Origin of the sequence: Halorubrum tibetense (genome assembly GCF_042661865.1) — an archaeon.
In the GTDB taxonomy this organism is placed as follows: domain Archaea; phylum Halobacteriota; class Halobacteria; order Halobacteriales; family Haloferacaceae; genus Halorubrum; species Halorubrum tibetense.
This window is the reverse complement of the sequence record NZ_JBHSWW010000018.1, coordinates 1-23253: the sequence shown is the minus strand read 5'-3', so window position 1 is coordinate 23253 and position 23253 is coordinate 1. Positions and strand designations below refer to the sequence as shown.

17 protein-coding genes and 2 pseudogenes are annotated in these 23253 nt (G+C 58.2%); 13 read left to right on the top strand and 6 right to left on the bottom strand.

Annotated features, from left to right (window positions below):
* Positions 1–71 precede the first annotated feature (71 nt).
* The gene (locus ACFQEU_RS02740) at positions 72–1637 is read right to left on the bottom strand and encodes a GLUG motif-containing protein (protein ID WP_379779053.1); all 1566 of its coding nucleotides are present in this window, start codon (positions 1635–1637) and stop codon (positions 72–74) included.
* 198 nt (positions 1638–1835) lie between these two features.
* Between ACFQEU_RS02740 and ACFQEU_RS02735 the strand changes: the two genes are divergently transcribed.
* Positions 1836–2144 (top strand): DUF8065 family protein, encoded by a 309-nt coding sequence (locus ACFQEU_RS02735; RefSeq protein ID WP_209487226.1) that lies wholly within the window; start codon positions 1836–1838, stop codon positions 2142–2144.
* A 2-nt stretch (positions 2145–2146) separates the two neighbouring features.
* Complete coding sequence (locus ACFQEU_RS02730) at positions 2147–2755, top strand: hypothetical protein (protein WP_245202868.1); 609 nt, start codon at positions 2147–2149, stop codon at positions 2753–2755.
* Between the two features lie 540 nt (positions 2756–3295).
* Here the strand turns inward: ACFQEU_RS02730 and ACFQEU_RS02725 are convergent.
* Together ACFQEU_RS02725 and ACFQEU_RS02720 are read right to left on the bottom strand one after the other, a co-directional pair.
* On the bottom strand, positions 3296–3748 hold the full coding sequence (locus tag ACFQEU_RS02725; RefSeq protein WP_379779051.1) for a toxin-antitoxin system TumE family protein: 453 nt from the start codon (positions 3746–3748) through the stop codon (positions 3296–3298).
* Positions 3745–4257, bottom strand: a complete 513-nt coding sequence (locus ACFQEU_RS02720; RefSeq protein WP_209487228.1) for a winged helix-turn-helix domain-containing protein — start codon at positions 4255–4257, stop codon at positions 3745–3747. Before ACFQEU_RS02720 ends, ACFQEU_RS02725 begins: the two co-directional genes overlap by 4 nt.
* Before the next feature lie 266 nt (positions 4258–4523).
* On the opposite strand from ACFQEU_RS02720, the pseudogene ACFQEU_RS02715 reads away from it, so the two are divergent.
* A pseudogene (locus tag ACFQEU_RS02715) lies at positions 4524–4598 on the top strand (7-cyano-7-deazaguanine synthase QueC); the annotation flags it as partial.
* Between the two features lie 35 nt (positions 4599–4633).
* Positions 4634–5248, top strand: coding sequence for a class I SAM-dependent methyltransferase (locus tag ACFQEU_RS02710; protein WP_379779048.1), 615 nt, complete (start codon positions 4634–4636; stop codon positions 5246–5248).
* A 28-nt stretch (positions 5249–5276) separates the two neighbouring features.
* Here ACFQEU_RS02710 and ACFQEU_RS02705 read toward each other — a convergent pair whose 3' ends face one another.
* Entirely contained in the window at positions 5277–5840 is a 564-nt protein-coding gene (locus tag ACFQEU_RS02705; protein WP_379779046.1) for a hypothetical protein, read from the bottom strand.
* 128 nt (positions 5841–5968) lie between these two features.
* Between ACFQEU_RS02705 and ACFQEU_RS02700 the strand changes: the two genes are divergently transcribed.
* The 3 genes from ACFQEU_RS02700 to ACFQEU_RS02690 all read left to right on the top strand — a co-directional run bounded on the left by ACFQEU_RS02700 (position 5969) and on the right by ACFQEU_RS02690 (position 8487).
* A complete protein-coding gene (locus ACFQEU_RS02700) occupies positions 5969–7231 on the top strand; it encodes a saccharopine dehydrogenase family protein (protein ID WP_379779044.1) in 1263 nt (420 codons plus the stop codon).
* 249 nt (positions 7232–7480) lie between these two features.
* Positions 7481–8011 (top strand): DUF7342 family protein, encoded by a 531-nt coding sequence (locus ACFQEU_RS02695; RefSeq protein WP_379779042.1) that lies wholly within the window; start codon positions 7481–7483, stop codon positions 8009–8011.
* On the top strand, positions 8011–8487 hold the full coding sequence (locus tag ACFQEU_RS02690) for a toxin-antitoxin system TumE family protein (RefSeq protein WP_379779040.1): 477 nt from the start codon (positions 8011–8013) through the stop codon (positions 8485–8487). The genes ACFQEU_RS02695 and ACFQEU_RS02690 overlap by 1 nt, the downstream gene beginning before the upstream one ends.
* A 133-nt stretch (positions 8488–8620) precedes the next feature.
* On the opposite strand, the gene ACFQEU_RS02685 is transcribed toward ACFQEU_RS02690, so the two are convergent.
* Positions 8621–9427, bottom strand: coding sequence for an alpha/beta fold hydrolase (locus tag ACFQEU_RS02685; RefSeq protein ID WP_379779038.1), 807 nt, complete (start codon positions 9425–9427; stop codon positions 8621–8623).
* Positions 9428–9522: 95 nt separating this feature from the next.
* Here ACFQEU_RS02685 and ACFQEU_RS02680 point away from each other — a divergent pair, with 95 nt between their 5' ends.
* From ACFQEU_RS02680 to ACFQEU_RS02655, 6 genes are all read left to right on the top strand, one after another.
* Positions 9523–10548 (top strand): threonine ammonia-lyase, encoded by a 1026-nt coding sequence (locus ACFQEU_RS02680; protein ID WP_379779036.1) that lies wholly within the window; start codon positions 9523–9525, stop codon positions 10546–10548.
* Positions 10549–11645: 1097 nt separating this feature from the next.
* On the top strand, positions 11646–14372 hold the full coding sequence (locus ACFQEU_RS02675; protein ID WP_379779034.1) for a PD-(D/E)XK nuclease family protein: 2727 nt from the start codon (positions 11646–11648) through the stop codon (positions 14370–14372).
* A 71-nt stretch (positions 14373–14443) separates the two neighbouring features.
* Positions 14444–18121, top strand: coding sequence for a UvrD-helicase domain-containing protein (locus ACFQEU_RS02670; RefSeq protein ID WP_379779032.1), 3678 nt, complete (start codon positions 14444–14446; stop codon positions 18119–18121).
* Positions 18122–18232: 111 nt separating this feature from the next.
* Positions 18233–19597 (top strand): restriction endonuclease, encoded by a 1365-nt coding sequence (locus tag ACFQEU_RS02665; RefSeq protein ID WP_379779030.1) that lies wholly within the window; start codon positions 18233–18235, stop codon positions 19595–19597.
* Between the two features lie 288 nt (positions 19598–19885).
* The gene (locus ACFQEU_RS02660; RefSeq protein WP_209485446.1) at positions 19886–20197 is read left to right on the top strand and encodes a hypothetical protein; all 312 of its coding nucleotides are present in this window, start codon (positions 19886–19888) and stop codon (positions 20195–20197) included.
* A gap of 192 nt (positions 20198–20389) precedes the next feature.
* Entirely contained in the window at positions 20390–22732 is a 2343-nt protein-coding gene (locus ACFQEU_RS02655) for an N-6 DNA methylase (RefSeq protein ID WP_379779028.1), read from the top strand.
* Between the two features lie 23 nt (positions 22733–22755).
* Here the strand turns inward: ACFQEU_RS02655 and ACFQEU_RS02650 are convergent.
* Positions 22756–23253, bottom strand: a pseudogene (locus ACFQEU_RS02650) (hypothetical protein); the annotation flags it as partial.

Genomic DNA, 23253 nt, shown 5'->3' with positions numbered 1-23253 from the left:
ATCATCCGTGTCGGACACCGCTGACGCGGTGTCCTTGTCCTCTTCGACTCGACAGCAGCAGCTCAGCAGTATCAACAATCTCCTACAGAAGAGCGTCCGTCGATATTATCTCCGATAAGACCGCCCACAAAATCGCCGGCAGTAACACCTCCCGTCGCATACGTCTCGCTTACTGTTCCATCACCGTTGAATCCAACAAGCCCGCCTACGTGAGCGTCTCCGACTACATCTCCCATCGCATACGACTGCAAAATATTTCCACTACTGCTACCGCTACTATTGGTTCCAACGAGCCCACCAGCGCCAAATCCATCGCTAGTTACATTCCCTGTCGCGTATGAAGTGGTTATCTCTCCCTCAGAACCATTATCTCCGACAAGTCCACCGGCATCTTCGTTCCCGGTTACCATTCCAGTCGCATATGAATCTCGTATTTCTCCATCATCACTAACTCTAACAACACCATTCCGTCCAGCAAGTCCGCCAACAGCATCATCTCCAGTTACTGTTCCTTCGGCATATGATTCTTCCACTCTTCCTCTATTTTCTCCGACCAGTCCTCCAACTCGTTCGTCTCCAGTTACATCACCCGCAGCATACGAATCGAATACATCTCCTTCCCTGCTGAAACCGACGAGCCCTCCTACTTGTTCCTCCCCGGATACTTCATTCCTCGAGTGAGAGCCAGTTGTTCGTCCGAATGTATTGTCTCCGACGAGTCCCCCGACTCGTTCGTTCCCAGTTACATCGACCTCCGTATGTGAATTTTCAATATCCCCACCATTATTTCCGACAAGCCCTCCGACTCGTTCGTCCCCTTCAACACGTCCAGTCGCAGACGACCCCTCTATCTGTCCATCAAACGTGGTATCGTCAGTGTTCCATCCGACAAGTCCGCCGACTAGTGACTCTCCAGTTACGTCGACTTCGGCATCCGAATCAACAACTTCTGCATCAGTATTGTTGAATCCAACAAGCCCCCCGACGCTTTCGTTTCCGTTTATAACTCCAGTAACAGAAGCGTTAGTAATACGTCCCGCGTCGCTTACGCCGACAAGCCCCCCGACTCTGGATTCTCCACTGACGTTTACATCAACCAAGGTAACATTTTTAATATTGCTTGCTGCGGGCATTAGATCCCTGGAATCAACACTACTGAACAGTCCAACCTCATCTGTCCGATCGATATAAAGTCCCACAATCTCATACCCGTTTCCGTCAAATCGTCCTGTAAATATTTCTCCCTGGCATTCTCCCTCGAGAAGGTCGCACTCCCCAATCGGATCGAATCCCGCCCCATCGTTCCATTGCTCTGTCTCACTCGCATCAATATTTTGTGTTAACTTATAATCACCATCGAGTGGGGCATCATCCGCGTCTCCGATGCATTGTAGTTGGGTGATATTACTGATGAGAATGTACCCATCCTCTTCCTCATATTCTACTTCGTCACAGTCAGAAGACGAAGTATTCGATTCGCTTGTGTCACCATCCTCAACGTCAGGCTCATCATCATCTCCATCATCATCACTTCGGTCTGCAGTCTGATCGTTCGGTTCCTCTTGAGTGCTTGAGCATCCTGAAAAACTAACGGCTGTGACAGAGCCAGCGAGGGCAAGCACACTTCTCCGTTTCATGATTGTGGTAGAGACTCATCAAATATAAAGGAAGACAATTCAGCAAGAACCCTCGGAAGAGTGGAGTCGTATCATTCAGACATACTATCGTCTGAAACAGCTGGTCGCTGAAGAGTGCGTATTGACTATTGAGAGGTTGTACTGACATGGATGGCTCGTCACAACATCTATGACGGTGGAGAGAGGATGTTGGGTAAGATGGCCACAAACAACGACAAAATACAGTTTCGGGGGGAAACTGAGAAGAAAGCGAGTCAGATTGTCGATCAAATGCGTCTTGGTGGGATCAACATCAGTGAGCTTGCTCGACAGGGTCTTCAAGAGAAACTCAGAGAAGTCCTCTCAGACGAAGAGAAGATCACTCTCCACCAGCGATACAAGCAGGGAGAGCTTTCTGAAGAAGTTACAGAGCTCCTTCTTGGTGATGCCTTGGAAGAAATTGAGCGGGAGCGAGAGGCCTTCGAGGAGGCTGCGGAGCTTGATACGAGTGGCGTTTTCCAGAAGTGAAGATGGTGGACGACGATGTCCGCCATCCAGTTACCGTTGATACAGACGCTCTAATCGCTGTAGCGAACACAGGTCTCTGGTCTCGAATTACGGACAATATCCAGCTGACGACGACTAACGTGTGTTTTCATGAACTCAAGCGTCACGTTCGGGAGATGTCTGAGTACGCGCCTGAAGGGTTGAGAGAGCGGTGGGTTCACGATGGGAGCAAGAGGGCACTTGCGCCGTTCGATGACGAGGAGAAGTCGTTTACAACGGTTCCGTGTGTTCCTCGACCACATGGAGAGGATGCTGGGGAGAAGTCTCTGAAGATGGAAATCGAACAGCATACAGAGCTGTATCGGTTCGCTATTTTAATGGATACATACGGGCGTCGGGCTATTAATCGAGTATTCGATGACGCAGAAGAGACGACTGGGAAGGCAGTTGCTCCCACGTTTTTGCTGTGTCTGTTACTAGACGAGGGGAAGTGTACTGTAGCGGAGTTTTGTCAGGCTTGTAGCGAGATGCTTCGAGAGGAAGGCTGGACAGGGTATCAAGCGATTCAGGGAGCATGGGAAGCGATCCCGGTCGATTGCTCGCAGTATCTCCCGAACGCTCTACTTCCATGAACACTCCTGATTGACATCCTCCTCCGCGTAAACGCGGAGGAATCCTGAGCGTTGGAGGTTTCAGGTTTGCAGTCCTACCGAACCCCGACACGGTGAGAATCCGTGTGGAGTTCACGGACTGTGGCGGGTGGGACTGCTGGGAGTGCCAAGCCCCCGGTACTCCTATCCTCCGTCGTGTTCGGACCCCCGAAGTTGTTTTTGCCTCGCGGGAGTCTGGCAGACTTCGGCGGACTCGGAGTTACTTTCTGTGGTGCCTACAGCAGTCGGGCACAGCATCGGTTCATTATAGGAACCGACCGTTCACCCAACTGGTTCCGATTACTGTCTTATTGCTTGGGGCGGACAGGCCGCCATCGTAGGACTGGTGGGAACCGCTCTGTCCCCGACCTGATTCCTATCTGTAGGCAGGGTTGCCTGTCGCTTCAAGATACGGATTGCCAAATCTCAGAATGGCTATTGCAGCGTAGATTGACTCCAAGTTGTCGGATTCATCCTGCGGCTGAAGCCGCAGGTATTCTCCTTGACCTGTATAATGCCGCCTCACGGCGGGTTTGATGCGCTGTTCAACTGGGCTGAGTCGTCGTCCTCGTATGCTGCCCGCCACATCGCGTGGATGGCGCGAGTGACGAGTGATACTTCAGTCACGTCGATACAGGATGGCTCGGCGGTCGTCGTGGCGGCGTTTGGAGGAGGATGGAAGTGTATCTCGGGTGAGTGGGTGTTGGGGTGGCGATCGAAGCGCCAGTTGACGTTGTCGCTATCGACGTAGTGGAACGAATACATTCCCTGTTTGCTCCATTGGATATCGAGTCGAGCGCTCTCGGCGTTGCTGAGCCCATCGCTGAGACTGATGTGTAGTTCCGTGGGGGCGACGATGTCATCGTACGACGTTACGTCGACTAACGGCTCAAGCTCGAGCCAGAGGTCACGAATCCGTTGGAGTGCCGGAAGATAGATCGGTCCGAACTCGCCGGCACGGTCATCGCCGCTCATATAGCGAGTTGGTGGCTGGCCTCGTCGTAGGCGAGTGCTGCGTGGGCGACTGCGAGGTTCTGCCGTGTTGTCCGCCACGCGGTGAGATCGTTCCAGCCTTCGGTCTCGTCGCCGTCGAGTTGCTGGGCGAGTTCCTCTGGTGACACCACGTCATACCGGTCTTCGTAGTGCCGGATCTCGGCTTTCATCTCCTGGATGCTGTCAAGCAACTCCGGCCGAGTAACTTCCTTGCGTAGCTCCCGGATCCGGGACATTAAAATCCGGTCGCTGTTGCGCTTGTACAGTGTTGTTTGGCCGTCCTGTTCCGTCTCGGCGAACCCGGTGTTCACGAGTGTCTTACTGTGGCGACGCGCCGTCGGCTCGCTCACGAGGGCGCGGTCGGCAATCTCGGCGGCCGACTCCCCGTCGTGGGTTTGTTCGATGATTTCGTACACCCGCTCGAACGGCGTGGTGTCGTCTTTCCAATCCGCTTTGACTTGCTCGTTGACGTCGTCCCACGTCTCGGTCATACTGGGTGCTACGCAGTCGAGAAACAAATAGTTTCTTGGAGAAATTATCTAATGACAGTGCTTGTAGCCGAGCATTGTCAGACTACTTCCTCCGCTAACGTCTCGTGGTTCGAAGCGATACATATCTGTGGTCTACAGAATTAATTCTGTTTCACTGTCGTTCGAACGACGAAAGGTACGGTTCGTCTCCGGGGCTGCGGTCGTAGACTCGAACTCGCAGATCGTTTCATCCTACTACACCCACGAGATACCCGGCTTCTTGGAGGTACGTCTCGTTCCGGAACGCGAATCTGTTGTCGATGGCGACGTCGTACGCGGAAGCGACTGATTCGGAGGCGCTGAGTACTTTCCTCTCCGACCCGTCCCTTAGAGCACCGTGACGGGACTGCTATCGGACGTCGATCGGCAAAAAATCGATTCGGGTGACGACAAGCAGTTTTACGACGCGCCTCGGTTCGTCACCCACGCAGACGATGCGTTCACGTCTCGGCTGACGAAGCTGTACGAGTCGGAGATTACATCTGGAGATCGTGTTTTCGATGCGATGAGTAGTTGGATATCGTTTCTTCCGGATGCCCCGCTGGGGTTCGTTGTTGGCCACGGACTCAACGAAACCGAACTCGAAGCAAACGATCGTCTAGACAAGTATTTCGTACAGGATTTCAACAGCGATCGAACGCTCCCGCTCGACGAGAACTCGTTCGATGTCGTGAGTTGTGCGCTATCGGTGCAGTATCTCCAGTATCCCGCCGACGTGTTCAGTGAGTTCGGGCGGGTGCTCAAGCCCGGAGGTACTGCCATCGTTAGTTTCACTAACCGGATGTTTCCGACGAAGGCGATCCGGGCGTGGCGAACCCGATCGATGGACGAACGAGCGACGCTCGTCGAAGAGTACTTTCTCGCCGGCGGATTCGGAGAAACAGAACGCGTCGTCGATCAACCCGGGACTGACCCGTTCTATGCCGTCATCGGCCGGCAGCCACCCGGTTGAGTAAACGGTCGGTGGGTAAGTGACATTTCTACGAGATCCGCTTCCAGAGCTGTGCGAGAATTAATAGGCCGAGAACAGTGAAGCTCACCCCGATCACGACCCATTTTCCGAACGTAACGATCGGCACGAGATGTGAGAGCACAGGTACCCGATCTGGATAGAGAAACATCACGACCGATGCCGAGGTGTTCTCCATGAGATCTAGCAGTACAGCCAGTAGTGGAAGTAACACGGCGTATTTGACGTGCGCGTTCGTTATTCCTTGCTGGAAATAGGTGATACCGGTCCAGAGAAACCAGCCGTACGCGAGTGGCCAAATAATGTCGAACGTGAACCGCGAGCGGATATAGTACCGGCGGCCATCAGCGCCATAGGCGCCTGCCATGTCGTAGAGGTCTGACGAAGAGTAGATGAAAGAGCCGTCCGGAGTAGGGTTGTCACCGAGGTATGCCGTACTTCGACTGGCTTCTTCGGGGAGAATGACGGTGAGAAATACGATGAACGTAGCCGTCGTAAGGGCGAACATGCGCCCTGTGGCGAGTGACTCTGAGATATTCACGAGTCGGTCACCCAGTTGAACGGCCCGTTGCATACGACCACTATCCAGTATCTGCTAGAAAAGTACTACTACTCCCGTTGAATTACCTCAGTGACCCACGCCGTCCACGTCGGCGTACAGCCCGCTTGTTTACAATCGGTCGGCCACAACGATTGATAGAGATGTCCGGATCCGAGCGTGAGTATGATGTTGTGGTGTGGGGAGCAACGGGTGTCGCCGGGCGGTTCGTATCTGAGTATCTTACTGAGCAGTACACGCCTGAGGACCTTTCACTCGCGGTCGGTGGGCGGGATCCGGAGCGACTTGAGTCAGTTGCCACCGATCTCACCCGTCGCAGCGACGCGTGGGGTGACGTTCCCGTGGTGGTGGGTGACGCGACAGATCCCGAGAGTCTGCGTGCACTCGCCGGAAATACGCGAGTCGTCTGTACGACAGTCGGGCCGTACACCTCGTACGGCACACCGCTCGTTGAGGCGTGTATCGAGATGGGGACCGATTACTGTGACCTCACCGGAGAGATTAATTGGGTCCGTGAGACGATTGATCGGTTCCACGACGCGGCTGTGGATGCCGAGACACGGATCGTCCACAGCTGTGGGTTCGACTCAGTCCCCGCCGATCTCGGGACACTCCTTCTCCAGTCGTATGCGGTAGCGCAGTTTGACACTCCGTGTGAGACTGTTCGTATCTATTTAGAAGGCGGGAGTGGTGGTGTCAGCGGCGGCACGCTGGCGAGCTTTGCCGAGTTGTTCGAAGCGGCTGAAACTGACCCGCTCGTTCAAGAAACGCTTCGGAATCCGTACTCGCTGGCACCGCCGGGCGAGCGAAGCGGTGTCGATCCCGGTGAACAACGACTGCCCCGCAACGATTCGCTCCGCGGGTCGTGGACGGCCCCCTCACCGATGGCAGCAGTGAACGAGCGCGTGATCAGACGGAGTAATGCGCTGTTAGGCTATCCGTGGGGGCGTGAGTTCCGCTGTACCGAAGTCGTCACAACCGGTGATGGTCCGACGGGTGCGGCCATCGCCGGAGCGATCACTGGCGGACTCGGTCTATTCAACACCGCCATGTCGGTGGGGCCACTCCGCTCCGGGCTTCGTCGCTACGTCTTCCCTGAGCCTGGGGAAGGACCAACGCGCGAAGAAGCCGAGAACGGGTCGTTCAAAATACGACTGCTCGGGCGTGGAATGGCCACGGATGGACCGTTCACAGTTGACGGAGAATTCAGTGCTGACAGAGATCCGGGATACGGCGCAACCGCGCGGATGCTCGGTGAGGCTGCCCTCTGTTTGGCGAACGATGATGTCGAAACGCCGTTCGATGGCGGAATACTGACGCCAGCGTCTGGCATTGGACTGCCACTTGTTGAGAAACTCCGGAGCGTCGGGTTCACCATAACCGTGAACGACGCCGAAGCGACATGAGGTGACCCCACGACGCAGACACGCGCAGATGTACTGGTAGCTGCGTATGAGTCACTCAACAACGAGGTTGAACACGCACCGTACAATGCGACGCGTATCCCAACTCGTGTAGCCGAACAGGATCGACGTGTGTATGTGTCAACCGTCTTAATGAGTGGCTCTCAGGGGTACTGATACACACCTGACAACCCGAGAAGGTGAGAATATCATCCCGAAGAGTGATATACTCATGTTTCGTACGTTGATTCGATGCCAGACTCTGCCCCGGCATTTGAGGATGTGAACGACCGCGCCAAAGAGGACTGGAAGCGTGAGACCAGTCCGTTCGACCGTGTACAGTCAGTGATGCGTACGGCGTACGAGCCCATGAGCGCGGCGACCGTTGCCGAGAACGCCCTCACGTCGGAGCAGACAGCCCGTAAGCATCTTCGCTCGTTGGCCGAGCACGGCTACGTGGCAGAGACCGCGTCGCCGGACTCGACGGGGACGCTGTATCAGCGGGCCAAGGATTCGATCGCCCTCGAACAGGCTCGGCGTATCCTCGACGAGACGGACACCGATACGCTCTCGACACGCGTTCTGGAGATGCGCGAGGAGCTTCGAGAGTACGGCGACCGGTTCGATGCTAACTCGCCCGATGACGCCGTCCGATCCCACGCGGATATCGACACAGAGACGCTCCTGGAGTGGCGAACGACGCGGCGGAACCTCGCATTCGCGGAGGTGGCGCTCGCGCTCAGCGCGGTCGAAAACCCCACTGATGCCGCAGAAGCGGTCTGATGCAATTCGACAATGGAGACGGCGAGTCTCACACACTTCGAGGCACGATCGACGTAACGAAACTCGATGCGTTCCGAGAGGCGTTCAGCACCATCGAACCGATGGCCTCAGGCGAAATCGATGACCGACTCAACCCGCGAGAGCTCCGGATCACGATACCGTATGGCATCGGGGAGGCAGATACAACCATATTCACGGTTCGATGGACGACGGCGGGCGACTACAATATTCATTACTCGGATACGTCCGGGCGCAACCTCCGGTGGGATATCCACCCTCACGACTTTTCAGCACCACCCGACGACCGACACTTCCACCCGCCACCAGACGCATCCAGCGCGGATACCCACGTAGAAAAATCGTGCCTCAAGGAACCCTCAGTCGACATTGTTGCCCGGGCAATTCATCTCTTATGGCGACAGGCACTTGACGAGGGCTCAATGACGAGCATTAACGCCGGAACGAACCACCCCTGACCGCGCTCAACACAGGGTATCGGTACTCGGTCGGATTCCTCTCACATCTGAAGCCGTGAGGCTCCTCCTTGTTTCTCTGTGAATAGACCGCTGTCCTCCAGAATCAGTGGGTTCGAGTCATATCGTTTGAGTGCTACTCGGTGCAGTTATGAACAAATTCTGTGATGATTCGGTTGAATTTGTCTGGTTCTTCGAGGAATGGACAGTGCCCACTGTCTGTGAATCGTTCAAGGGTAGCGTTCGGCGTCTGCTCTGCGATGTATTCGACTCCAGCAGGGTCTAACAATGTGTCGTCTTCACCGACGCAGACGAGCGTTGGGATATCTACGTCCCCGAGAACATCGCGGTAGTCGCGGACTGATTGATCGAAGAAGATTGCGCTTTTGATCGCGGGGGGAACGCGGGCGATCTCGTCGAACACGAGCTGTCGGACGTCGGCAGGCGGTTCGTTAGCGAACATCTGGTCGATCAGTACCGCACCCAGTTCGTGGTGATCCGTTTGCGCGAGTTCCATGAGATCAATCAGTTCATCGAAGTCAAACACGCCGTGCTCGTAGTCCTCTTGTTCGAGATCGAGCGGTTGTTGCTCGACGGATACGAACCCGGAGAGTCGATCAGTGCCGAAGTGGTCGATGTACTCCCACGCAACCAGCGATCCCATTGACCATCCGACGAGCACGATATTCTCGAAGCTTTGACTCTCAAGGAACGCTTCGAGATCAGCGGCATACGTCGGGAGTGTATGACCGGTCTCTGACTTCGCAGACCGACCATGACCACGGAAATCAAGCACGACTGGCCGGTGGTCCTCAGCGATGCTGTTCTGCTGTTTGTTGAAGAACCGGCTACCCATCAACACGCCATGGAGAAAGACGACTGGCGTTCCATCACCTGATTCTTCATAGTACAACTGGGTGCCGTTGATTGTTTCTGTCGGCATACGTGATCGTTGCTGACGGAGAGGTTAGTTGTTACCCGTCAGAACGTGGTCCGGTGAGGGGTAGTTTCACGCGTGTTGAGGACAGTGATTCGAGTATGTCGTCGTCCTCACACCATCGTGTAGAGTCGCCCGATGCCTCAACGATTTTCGAATACCACGACCTTACCCCGCCAACGACTGCTGACGTGTATCGAGCAAAGAAGGATCTCAGTGGGCATCTCCCCCAGACGCCGCTCGTCAAGAGTGAATGGCTCTCTGAAAAGTACGAGGCTGAGATCTACCTGAAACGAGAGGATACGCTTCCGACGGGGTCGTTCAAGATTCGTGGTATCACGTGTCTTCTTGCTGGGTTGAGTGAGGAGTTCCGGCAGCAAGGAGTCATAACAGCAAGCACTGGAAACTACGGACGCGCACTCTCACAAGCCGCCCGTTGGTTCGGTACTGACGCACTCGTCGCTGTCCCGGAGGGGACGGGCCAGAACCGGATTGATGGGATCGAACGACTTGGCGGGCGTGTCGAAGTCGTCGGTGCCGATTACGATGACGCCGCAGAGTGGGCAGCCGACCTGGCTGCTGAAGAGGGATATCGATACGTCCATCCTGGTAATGAACGGCGAGTGATCGTCGGCACCGGAACTGCGGGACTGGAAATCGCCGAGACACTCCCTGACGTGGATGTTGTTCTCGGGCCGATTGGGGCCGGTAGCATCGGAGCTGGCTACAGTCTCTCGGTTGGGCAGGTTACTGATGCCGATGTAATCGGCGTTCAAGCCGCCAACGTTGACGCGGCCTACCAAGCGTGGCGGACCGGTGATCTGACTCCACAAGAGGAGGCTAATACGTTCGCTGACGGGATCGCAGCGCGCGTCCCGTATGCCCTTCCAATGGAGGTGATGCGGGAGCACATGGACGAGATGTACACGGTGAGTGAAGCGGAAATCGTCGAGACGGTAGCGGCGGTGTTCCGAGAAGAACGCATCTTGATGGAGGGCGCGTGTGCGCCGCCGTTCGCCATCCTCGAAACGCTCCGAGGCGAAATAAACGGGCAGACAGTCGTCATTCCGGTCACCGGTCGGAACCTCCCTGGCTCAAAGGTTGAACAAGTGGTGTGCGACGCCTGACCTGCCAGGAGGTCACACCACACACCAACCTCATTTAATACGGGGATTAGGTCCCCGTCATCCGTCGGTTTGGGCATATCCCACTCAACGGTTTGACACCAACATCTAGATACACGTTCTCAAGTGGATCTTTCAGGTATCAGGGTCGGTCTTTTTATACGTGAGCTCTTTTTGCACCATTGCTCCTCGTTTCGTGTTCCGGTGGGTTCAAGCGATCCAAAGTATCATTCGGGGCGGGCGTGTCGGGTGTGGGTATGGTTGTGGTTCGCGGTGAGCGGTTAGATCAGTTCTTGCTGCGACAGTGGGAGAGCGGGGTGCCGCATGGGCTTGGGGAGCGGTCGGGGCGGTTGTGTGTGACGGCCGGGTCGATCGCGGAGCGGAATCTGAAGCGGTCGCTCGTGTCAGAGGGAGTGCCGGCGTCGCAGGCGGCGTCGTACTCGTCTATCGAGGATATTGCGCGGGCGGTCCTCTCCGCTCACCACGGGTCACGGGCGGCAGTGCTGGATCCGTCGTTGCGACGGCGAGCTATCGTTGAGATCGTATCGGAGGCTGCGTGTGAGAAGCCGGAAACGCCGCTTGAGCGGTTCATCGATCGGGTCGAATGGGATGAGGACGCGTATGCGCGCTTGTCATCGGAGCTTGAAGCGTATTTTCGGGCGTCGAACGTCGGAGCGCCATCTGAAGCGCATCGGAATCACGAGTCGTTGGAGGCGGTCGCTGTGAGGCTGTCGGACCCGTTTGCGGCGTGGAAATCGTCACAGGGGTTGGCGGCGTTTGCAGAGATTCACGCAGCGTTACGTGCGCGGATGGGGGAGGTGCCTGCGCACGTGTATTTGTCGCGGAGTCATTTGGTTGCGGCTGCGAGCGAGCAGCTTGCTGGTGAATGGGAGGCGGTATTTCCGACGGTTGAGTGGGTCGGTGTGGCGACGGTGAACGTGTTTGATAATCCGACGACGCGGTTGCTTGCGGCGCTAGACGATCTTTCGGGTGGGCCGACGGTGAACGTGTTTGGTCGGTCGGGGACGCGAACGGATCTGGTATCGCGGCTACGGGCCGTCGGGGTGGACGTCACTGAGGGTACGGCGGGACGGTCGGCGGTGAGCGAGGTCGTTGACGACGTGTTGGCGGTGGCGCAAAATGAGTTTGAGAGTGAGGAGCCGGTGGGTGGCGTGGAGTTGGTTGAGGCCCCGGATCATCGGCGTGAGGTGGAGGCGGTGGCGGCGCGGTTACGGGAGTTGTTCGCGGATGGCGTGGTACCGGAGGATGTGGTCGTGGTGGCGCGTGATGCTGGTGCGTATCGGTCGGTGGTCGAGGACGTGTTCACGACGAATGAGTTCCCGTATCACGTCGAGACGCGGGTGCCGATGGGGAACGTGCCGGCGTACCGGTTCGTGAAGGCGACGATCGATCTGATCGCGTCGGTGTCGGAAAGGCCGGACGCGTCAGTCGGGTATGAAGCGGTGATCGATCCGTTACGGCTCGGGTTGTGTGTCCCGGGCACGGACGTGGGGTCGTGGCCGGTGCCGCAGGCGGAGTTTCTGCGGCTCGAAGAGGAGTTCGCGGCGGCCGAAGAGACGTCTGGGCCGCGAAGCGTGTCGGAGTGGGCGGAGTTCGCGGGTGACCGGTCGGGGCGTGAGTGGGAGATCGCGTCGGTGTACCTAGCGTGGATTCAAGAGGAAGCTGCCCGGTCGGTACCTGACGGAGCGTGGCTGAGTGAGTGGATTCAGCGACTGTTAGGGCGGCACATAGAGCAGACGGTGGGGGCCGACGTGCAGAGCCCGGTTGGTCCGATGGTGGATCCGAGCCGCTCGGACTTGTCGGCGAAACACGAGAGTCATTACGCGGAACGCGTACAGGATCAGGCTGGACGAGTCAGGGCGTACGTGGACCGAGCTGAGCAGTTGACCGCGGACGCTGATGCTGGCAGCGGGTGGGAGATCGCTGTGCGGGCGGTCGGTGACGTGATGGGCGGTGAGTCGATCGGGACGCGGAACGCGGACGCGAGCGCGGTACGAGTGGTGGACGCCGGTAACACGTACTTCCTCGATGCAGCACACGTGTTCGTGCTCGGGTTGTCCGCGGAGACGTTCCCGCAATCGTTCACACCACCGACGTTCCTGCATGAAGACTTGTTCGACGCAGTGTACGACGAGGCACACGGAGCTGACGACGAAATGACGGAAGACGTGGACCCGTACGTGTTTTACGAGAATCGACAGAGCCAGTACGGCCAAGACCTCGACTTGTACGAGGCAGCCGCGGGCGTGAGTGCTGAATCCGTTACGTTGCTGCACAATTACCTGGATTCGGCGTCGGATCCGGTGGCGTGGTCGTCGTTCGTCGATTACCTCGATCCGGAGGCAACGGAGGACGCGTACGTGTCCCGGATCGCCGTTGATGACTGGTTACCGACGGTGCGTGGAGCTGCCGGTGCCACGGCAGGAACGGCCACCGCAAATGATTCGGTAGCGAAGCACGGTGCGGTGTCGGCGTGGAGTGAGTTGGCTGGGCGGGATCGGTTGCGAGCGTACGCGTTTCATGCGGCGGACGCAGGTCACGTGTCTGGCCCGTCTATCTCGCCGGTCGCGTTCGCGCGGTTGGCGTTGTGGACGGACGGCGAGGCGTTCCATGGGACGATCCGCCCGCGGGTTGACCGGTTGACGACCCCGACGTTCCGCGTTGGCGTTGGCGGAGCGGACGCCGCGTTCTCGCCGGACATCGACCGAGAAGCAGTGACGGGTGACCCGGCGCGGTCGTTTGAAGTTGATCTGTACGCACAGTGTGAACTGAAGTACTACTTTTATCAGTACCTGTTCAACCGGGACGGTGACGAGATCGACCGCGATCGGATTCCGGACGGTCAGCAGTCGAATCCGACGAGTCGCTTCGGGCGCGTGCCGCGCGTTCTTCGTGAACAGCACGTGACAGACCGGTATCGAGACGCGATCCGCGTGCTGATCGAAGAGCTCGCCCCGGACCGGCAGGCTGATTTGAACGCGTTCAGCGACCCCGGCGCGGTCGTCGCGTGGTGGCGTGAGAACGCGCCGTCGAACGCACCGTCGTCGATCGCGCAGTCGCTCATTCGGGAGTATGAGCGCGTTCAGTCGGAATTGGCGGCCGGGGTAACCCGTAACTGGGACTGGGTCGGTGGGCGAACGATTGATGTGGGCGACGGATCGCTCGCGCTCGGCCCCCACCGGGTCGATACCGTGACGTTCCCACCAGCAGATGAGCCGGACGCCGACGGTCGTGACACGGGACCGTATCACCTCCCGGTGTTCTACGTTGCTGAACGTGGCGCAGCAACGCACGCACCGAAGTTGTGCTGGGAGCCGCCGCGTGACGGGGCGTTGCGCCCACAGGAGTGTCACGACGTGTGCCGGCAGTGTGATGACGCTGCGTGGTGTCGGATCGGGTCGAAATTCGATCTCGATCACCGGTTACACGGGGCCGCGGTCGAGTATACTGACCCGGTCGGCGTGGTGTTCGTTGAACAAGGCGTGAGCGGACCGAGCGGCCGGAACGGGTACCTTGTCACGCAACCAGGGACGGAAGACTGTCTTGATGCGGTCGAACAGACGGAACGACGCGTGACACCGGCAACATGGCAGCGCTTGGCAGAATCGTGGCGGGCGGATCTCACGGAGCACCTCGAAGCGATGCAGCATGACATCGGTGAGACGGCCGTGTACAACGTGGACGAAGCGTTCGTGGGCGAAGGGACGGATCGGTACGGGAACAACACGGGAAGCGGTGACAACGGCTGTGCGACGTGCGTGTATCGTGACCTGTGTCAGCTACCCCAAAAGGTGAACGAGCGATGACGGGGCGTATCTCCGCGATACCGCCGTTGGAGACGCGGGGCAGCGTGTCGTTGAAGGGACCACAGCAAACCGTGTTCGACAGGTTCCATGACCCGCAGTACGGTCGCGTGTGTGTGAACGCCGGCGCGGGGACCGGGAAGACGATGACGATGATCCGAACGGTCGCACAAGCCGTCGTCGCGGAGGACGACGCCGGGCGCGATCCGTTCGATCAGATCCTGTTGACGACGTTCTCGAACGACGCGGCACACGAGCTCAAAACGCGACTGAAAACGCAGCTCCGTGAACACGACGCCGTCACAACTGACCAGTTGAGCGACGCGGTGTGGCGGAACATCGAAACGAACGCCGACATAGGCACGATCGACGGGTTCCTCCAAGGGCTACTCGAAGAGATCGCCGTCGATATCGGGGTTCCGGCATCGTTCGAGATCCGCGATTCGGTTACCGAATCCGATCTCATCGATAACGTGTTCGATGCTGTGCGGGGTGACTGTCCGTCGGAACTCAGGCAACTCCGCGACGCGTTCCCGCCAACGGACGATCAGCCGGCCGGCTACCGTGATCTAGTCGTACAGATCCAACAGAAGTGCCGGGAGTACTGCTGGACGCCGGCGAAAGCCACACGACACCTTCGAAAGAGCCTCACGGAAATGCACGCCGGGCACGACCGGCCAGCAACCATCGATGACGTACAGGAAATCCTGGAGTCGCTCGTACCGAATCCATCGATGCTATCCGATACCGACGACGACGCCCTCGCGCAACTACTCGTACACGTCCAGGAGACGTACGAGAACACGGCAGCGGTGATCGATTCGTTCAGCGTGGTGCTCGAATCGTTCGAACGACACTACGACCGGTTGACGCTCGAAACCGGCGCGCTATCACACACTGACGTGACGTTCCTCCTCGTCAGGGAACTCGCCGGCGACGCACACGGCTTGGAGGGACGGCTCCCGTCGGCTGTCGCCGATCGGTGGCGAGACAGTCTTGCCTCACGGTACCAGTACGTGTTCGTCGATGAGGTGCAGGACACGAGTTATGCGCAGTGTCAAGTGCTGTCTCACGTGATCCGTAACGACGCACACCAGACGCAAGTGCTGTTGATCGGCGACGTGAAACAGTCGATTTACGAGTGGCGGTCGGCAGAACCGGAGATATTCGGCGACGTGATCGATGCCGGACAACGCGCAGACAACCTCCGTGACCGGGATGTCGAACCGAGTGTCGTCGATGATCACTTCGGGATCCGCGGATTGACGCACGTCCCGTTGACGCTGAACTTCCGTAGTCACCCGGACATCATCGCGGCGGCCAACCGACTGTTCTCGCACGTGTTCTCACACCCGAGCCTCGGCGGTATGGGTGACATCGACATCGCGTATGAACCGTTGGACGCCTTCCGTGACGACGGCGACGCGAATCAGGCGCGTGTTCACGCGATGGATTTCTCCGGGAACACGACACGTGACGATTGGGTTCGCGTCGAAACAGAACGTATCGCCTCGACGATTGCGACTATCGTGGACCCCGACGACGAGCCGCCGGTGCGGGTCGATCCGTACACGAAATCCGAAGCGAGTACGCCCGTGCCACCGGACCCGGGTGACATTACGCTGCTGTTCCGATCCCGGTCTCGCATGGAGGAGTACGCCACCGCGCTTCGAGAACGCGGGCTCCGCGCCGCGGTCGATGCGAGCGATGACCTGTTCGAAACAACCGAGATCAAACTCATCATCGACATTCTCGAATGGTTCGCTAACCCACACTCCCGCCCGTCGTTGCTACGTATCCTCAGGTCCCCGTTGGTCGCGGTTTCCGATGAGACGCTTCGGACCGTCCCGCGGTTCAACGGCAGCGTCCAAGCGTTGCTCGACGACTGGCCCGAACGCCTCCCATCCGACGACCGTGACCGGATCGCTGGGCTCGTCGCGCTCCGAGATGACTTACGGTGGAGTCGTGAAGAGGCGAAATCCGATCTCGTGCACAAGATCCTCCGACATTCAGGGTTCGAGACCGTCCTGCTCACAAACCCGGAAGCGATCCGTGAGTACGGGAACTTGTGGACGCTCACTGAACTCATTGACCAATGGGAAGAAGACGAGCTCCTCGCCTACCGGGAACTCGTCGATCGACTCACAACGCTACGGGATTTGACTCCGCAGAACCAACCGGACTTCACCGTCGCACCGATCGCCAGCGAGGAGAACGATGACGCCGTCATATTAACCACGGTACACGCGTCGAAAGGCCGCGAGTTCCCCGTCGTGTTCCTAGTCGATCTGTTGAACCGCCTCAACTTCCCGCGCACACAACTCAACCGCCTCGTCTGCAGTCGCCGCGACGGGCTCGCCATCCGCCCACAACCGGGCGAGACACCGTTCCCTGACGGAGTCGATATCGACAGTCCGGACGATGACGGCGTCTGGCTCGGCACCGATCGGTCCAACGGCCCGATCGCAACGGCAACCGGCCCGATCTGGCTCTCCGACAAGCGAACCGACGACGGGCAGTTCCAGTACGGGAACCCGTTGAACCGGCACCTCGAACGTGAGGTCGCCGAATCATGGCGGAACCTCTACGTCGCGTTCACCCGCGCTGCCGACCACGTCTTCTTCGGCCTCTGCACCGACCAGATCTACCACGGCGAGCATACCACGTGGATGGCACCAATGCGAGACGTGTTCTTCGCAGACACCGACGCACCAACCGGGACCGTTGAACTCACGCCAACCGACGACCGCCTCAATGATCTTGCTGGACACTCCACTGCCAGCACCGGTAGTCACGATCCGTTCACACTCGGAATTGATGACGTGCCGCTCAACGCTACACCGCGCGTCTCACAGGATCGTGAACCGTTACCCGCTGTTGACGAGTTCCTCGCCGGAACACCGGAGACAGATACGATTGACGCGCTCCCGTTACGACCACAGTCACTGACGGCGACGGCCGTTCACGACTTGCTGTCCTGCCCACGTCGATATCAGTACGAACACGTCCAAGACGTCACACCGATGTCACCGCCCCGCGAACAGGACATCTCACCGCCTGCCGGGCTCGCCCCAACCGAGTGGGGGACCGTCGTCCACGACGTCCTTGAAGCACACGTCGTCGCCGGCCGTGACCTTGACACGGAGCTCGCTGCTGTCCGCACACGACACGGAAAAGAAGTGGTTGATGAGCTCACCGACACCGTGATCCCGAACTTCGACGCCACTGACACCGGTACACGCCTCCAGACGAGCGTTGCTGACGGAGACATTCTTGCCGAAGAAACATTTGATGTCACGCACGACCTCGGCGAGACCACGACCCTGATCCGCGGTGACATCGATCTGCTGTACAAATGGGACGGCGGCTGGCACATCGTCGATTACAAAACTGGTGGTGTCCGCTCCGACGCTGAGTACGCAACCGGTCGATACAAAACCCAACTGCAAGCGTACGCCTGGTTACTCACGAACCTCTACGATATCAATGTCACCAGCGCTCACCTCATCTACGTCCACGACGGCGGGACAACCCACGATGTCGCCGTTGATCACGCGACGTTCGACGCCGCGCTGAACCGTGTCACTAAGCAATTGTCGCTCACACGCAACGAAAACGGTCGAATCATGTTAGCAACCACCCCCTCGCCCGACCCTGACGATCACCCAGATCGGGCGGCGCTTGATGAAACGACTCGTTGCGGCTCCTGCCCGTACGGGCAGAGCAAAGGCGGGCCATGCCGATTCGGTTAACAGATCTCAGCGTAGCGGACATCGACGACCTACTCACGCCGTCCTGAGTGCTTCGCTACTAATCCAAGGGAACGTATATACGACGAACAACCAACAAATAAAAACATCAAAATGGCAGTCCTGGACGATCTCTCCGGCTTCGAGTTCGAGGACGTGATGGAAGACGTTTTCCGGAATCTCGGCTACGAGAACGTCCGGCAGGCGGAACGGACGGCCGACGAGGGGCGCGACGTCATGATGGAAGAGGTCGTTGACGGGACTCGCAGGGGTGTCGTCGTCGAGTGCAAGCACACGGGAACCGTCGGGCGTCCGGTCGTGCAGAAACTGCACTCGGCGATTGCCACCTTCGAGTTCGACGGACCGAAACGCGGGATGGTGGCGACGACCGGTCGGTTCACCGGCCCGGCCATCGAGTACGCCCAGCGACTCCGGCGGAACGACGACCCGTACCCGATAGAGCTGATTGACGGCGAAGACCTGCGCGAGATCGCCGACGAGATCGGACTCGATCTCTACAACGGCCGGATCGAAATCCTGTGCGACGAAACGCTTCGACCGTTCGATCCGGCGACATCGGTGGCGGCACCCGCCGAGGAAGCGTTCCAAGACATCGACAACATCGAGTCGACGGACCTTCCCGCACCGCATTCTCACGTCACGTTCCGACCGGTCGTCGCCGTGACGGCGGACACGAACGCGGTCTTCGAGACGTCGGTCGGCGTGATTCACCGGGTCAACGATCGGTCCCGGCTCGTCGTTCACGCCGAACGCGGCCACCCGGAGACCGCGTCCGGTGACGTCTCGAACCTCGTGTTGGAGAACCTTCACGCGACCGTCGATCTCGAAGCGGACCGGTTCGAAGATCAGTTCGATGTAGTCGAAGAGCGGCGGTTCGGGCAGACACAGACCGAGTACAAAGACTGGGCTGTAGACCGACTCAGAGAACACCAAACCACGACGGTCTCCTACACGGGAGACAACAACGTCACGTACACAAAAACGTGTGAACCGAACCGCTCCGACATTTCGATACAGTCAATCGAACCGGTGTACCTGCCGCAGGTCCGACACACGACGGATCTACAGGAGTACTCGTATCCGTACGAGTATTTCGCGGCGGGACCATCTCGCGTAACGAGCGAAGACGAAATCCACCAATGCGTCCACTGCGACATCGCAGGCACCGACAACACCTACACGTACTGTGCGAACTGCGGAAGCATTAATTGCAACTCACACATCAAAACTGAGCGACTGGAGGAAACACCGGTCTGTACCGGATGCGCGGTAACCGAGCGCTTTGCGTTCAAAACGAAGTACTTCTATGACGAGGCGAACCGTGATGCGTTCCGGGAAGAGTACGAGGCGATGCCGTTCTACGAGAAAGCGAAGGAGAACACGTGGCTGGTCGTCAGCGCAGCCGTGTTCGTCGTACTCGTACTTCTCGGAGTGCTGGCTACCGTTGGCGGGCTCTGACTCCCGGTGCAAATATCAGACCATTCTTCGGTGGGTCTCCACAGTCTCGTACTGGGATTACAAAAACATCATTCACGCAACCACGCTGGTTTCCCGACGCGCGCGGTTCCATTCTTGATACATCGCCTCTACGGGCGTATGTTAGTTGGATAATTGTCATTATTGGCGGTATGGTCGTGCTGTCAGTCGGGTGGTCGTACTGTGAGTCCGTATTCTGCTTCTAACGCCCTGAGGAGTTAGAAATCGCGGGCTAACGTTTATACGTACCCACGGGTTTTGCCGGTGTGCATGCAGCAAGTCATCGACCGAAAACTGTACGATACAGACCAAGCCGAACAGATCGCTAGGTACGCACCGCTGACCGACAGGGGCGATTTTAACTACCTGATCGAAACTTTGTACAAGACCGCCGACGGCGAGCACTTCCTTCACGGCGAGGGGGGCGCAGCCACGAAATGGGCAGAGAAAATCAGCAATCAGCGCACGCCTGGCGAAGAGATCCGGCTGTTGACCGACGACGAAGCGCTGGACTGGTGTGAGGAGCGAGCGATTGACGGCGGAATCGTCGTCGACGAGTTCGGCCACCTAGTCGAAACGTAGCTCCGGGAGTCGCCTCGGAAGCCCACAACCCGGTAGGTGGGTGGCGTACTTCGGATCATTCCCGGAGCGAGGCTTATGCCAGAACCCAGGCGTGTCAATCGCCTTCAGCGGCGAGGGACGAAGTGCGACACGCGAACGTACCATCCGATCCCCGAACTCTCCGTAGGATCGAGCGACGGGAGAGACGAATTATTGATCACATCGGTGGGGTTAGAAGCCCGTCGACGTGGGCAGATCGAGGAGGTCATCGAACAACTCGCCGCCGACGGCCATGCCCTCCCCCCACCGTTCTCCGAACCAGAGCTCTATCGAGCAGCCGCAAGCGTCGGGATTCCAGTCTGGGAACCGGAGGTGAAAAATCGATTCACTGGCGGGATACTTGACCGACTCAACTACGAGTGGGACCCAGTCGCCCAAGGGTTCGTACCGGTAGTCGGAGAGACCTTGATCGGCGCTATCAAAACTGCCGCCGAGACTGTCGTTCCAGCTCTAAATTCAGAGCTCTCACAGTCGCTTCGGAGACGGCTCGAAGACTGGTGTGAGTTACACGGCTTCGAGTCACTGGAACACACAGCCGTTCAGACGATTATTGCACGCCAGGCACTCCTGAGTGTCCTCCTGCAGGCAGCACTCTACGAGCGACAGCGGAAGCAGCACGCGTGGCCACAGCTCGACACTAATCCGCAGACCACACTTCGCCGAATCGAGGAACGAACAGGCCACCCCGGATTCAAAGCGTGTGTGCTTGACGACGTTGTGCAGCTATTCGAGGCGACGGATCTGGAAGCAGTCCTCAGCGAACGACACAGAGTGTTGTATTCGAGCCAGCCCGCAGAGTCTATCGGGAAGCTCTACGAAGCGCTACTCCCAAGCGAGTACCGCAGGACGATCGGTCAGCACAGAACCCCACCAGAAATTGGGAGCCTAATGCAGACGTGGGCGACCAGCGGTGGAGACACCGTCCTCGATCCGGGCATGGGTGCCGGCGGCTTGTCGACGCCGTTCCATCCACGGTGGGACGTAAGTACTGATCCAGGAGATGTCACGGGGATTGATCGGAGTCCAATCGCCGCCCGTATGGGAATCACAGCACAGACACTGGCCCGACAAGGCACGACAGCCCAACTAACTGACTTCCTCGATCTCGCCCCGGGAGACTTGGATCACGACGTCGACGCAGTGGTGTGTAACCCGCCGTATACCCGCTATCAGGAACTCCCCGCAGAGTACAGAGCCGAACGCAACGCCCAAGCCGAAGACCAAACAGGGGTAGAGATCCCCGGTACCTCGCCGCTGTATGCATACTTCCTGTACCACTTGCGGCAGTTCCTCGATCCCGGGGATCGGGCGGCAGTCATCGTCCCACACGCCTTCCTGGCTCGGGACTACGGAACGCCACTCAAGCGGTTCCTGTTGCGAGAGTTTCACGTGAAAGCGATCCTGATGTCTGATCCGAACACCGAGTCGGTATTCGAGAATGCGCAGACGACCGAGCTGATCCTGTTTCTCGAAGCACGGAGTGAGGATGACGACACGAACGTGACGCGGTTCATTCACGTCGACGAGAAGCAGGACGTCCCGAGCCTCACCGACGCGGTCCGAAACGGCAGGCAAGGGGAAACGGAGTGGGGAGTCGTGCACTGCGTTGAACAGGCGGACTTGGCTCCCGATCAGAAGTGGGATCGCTTGTTCGACCCGATTGACGTCGAAACATCTCCTCGTCTCACGCCGCTCTCGGAACTCGCGGACGTTCGCCGCGGGTTACAGACGGGCGAGAACGATTTCTTTTGCCTCACACAGGAGACCATCGACGCATGGGGAATCGAGCAGCGATTCCTCGAACGAATGGTTCCGAAGCCGGAGTACATCGAGGGGTACGATGTTCGTTCAAACGACTGGCAACATCACCGTGATAACGACCGGCCTACCCGGCTGCTATACCATACCGATCCCGTCGAGGGAGTGCCTGCAACGACCTACGATGAAGAGGCTGGCCGCGCGAAGTGGAGTGAAGCTACAACAACGGAAGAACCCGCGCTCTCGGTAGTGGAGTATCTACGGCACGGCCTACCTGAGCACAAAACGCTCTCGACACGGACAACCGTCCACCGCCGAGAGCCCTGGTACCGTGTTGAGCGCGGTGACGTCGCACCGATACTGATAGCATCGATGAGTCGGTCGGGTATCCGCTTCCTGCTCAACGAAACCAACGCGCGACACCTGAACAGTTACTATGGGGTCTACCCTGACCCGGCGATCAAACGGACCGGAAAGAAAGCGCTCCTGGCATATCTGAACTCCACCTTCGTCGACAAAATTGTCTCGCAAGAGCAACACACGTTGTCAAGCGGACTAAAGAAACTCGAACCGGGAGACGCGAAAGACATCCCTGTCATCGATCCGCAAAAGTTCCCTGATACTGTCGTCTCCACGCTCGCTGACTCTTTCGACGACCTTCGGGAAGCCGCACGACGTAACGAGGATGAGGAGCCCATCATCAGTCGAATCGATTCAGTGCTCGAACGGGAATTGTAGCAGGCATCGCTCTACCCTGTGGCTCACATCACTCCGTACTGGGATTTCAATGAGTCATACTCGTCGGGATTTGGGAGCACTGTCTCCCGGCTCTGTCGTTGGTCAACCTCACCGTTGAGAAACGCGTACATATCCGAGGCTGTGGGTTCTAAACCGTACCACGGTGCAGTACTGCGCAGATCATTCTCGTGGATGTCCGCGTGTTCGATGAGGAGGAGCGCGTAGCTCACTTGCCTTGATCCGGTATCGGCCACGAGACTGTGACAGACGACCTGGGCAGGAGTGAGATTCTCGCCCGGTGCGTACCAAAATGCCGGTTCACCTGCCAGGAAAAACTGGAGGTCGAATGCGGCGAACCGCGCAAGTCCGGTTATCTCCCACTCATCAGCGGCTTGGAGAGCTGCGGTGTCGTCTTTGGTGTGGACGCATCCGTCTTTAGCTAAGCGAAGAACCGCGTGACAGCAGCGGCTTATCGAGGCTACTTTTCGGAAGGAATGAGGAGGTGTCGAGTGTGTACAACG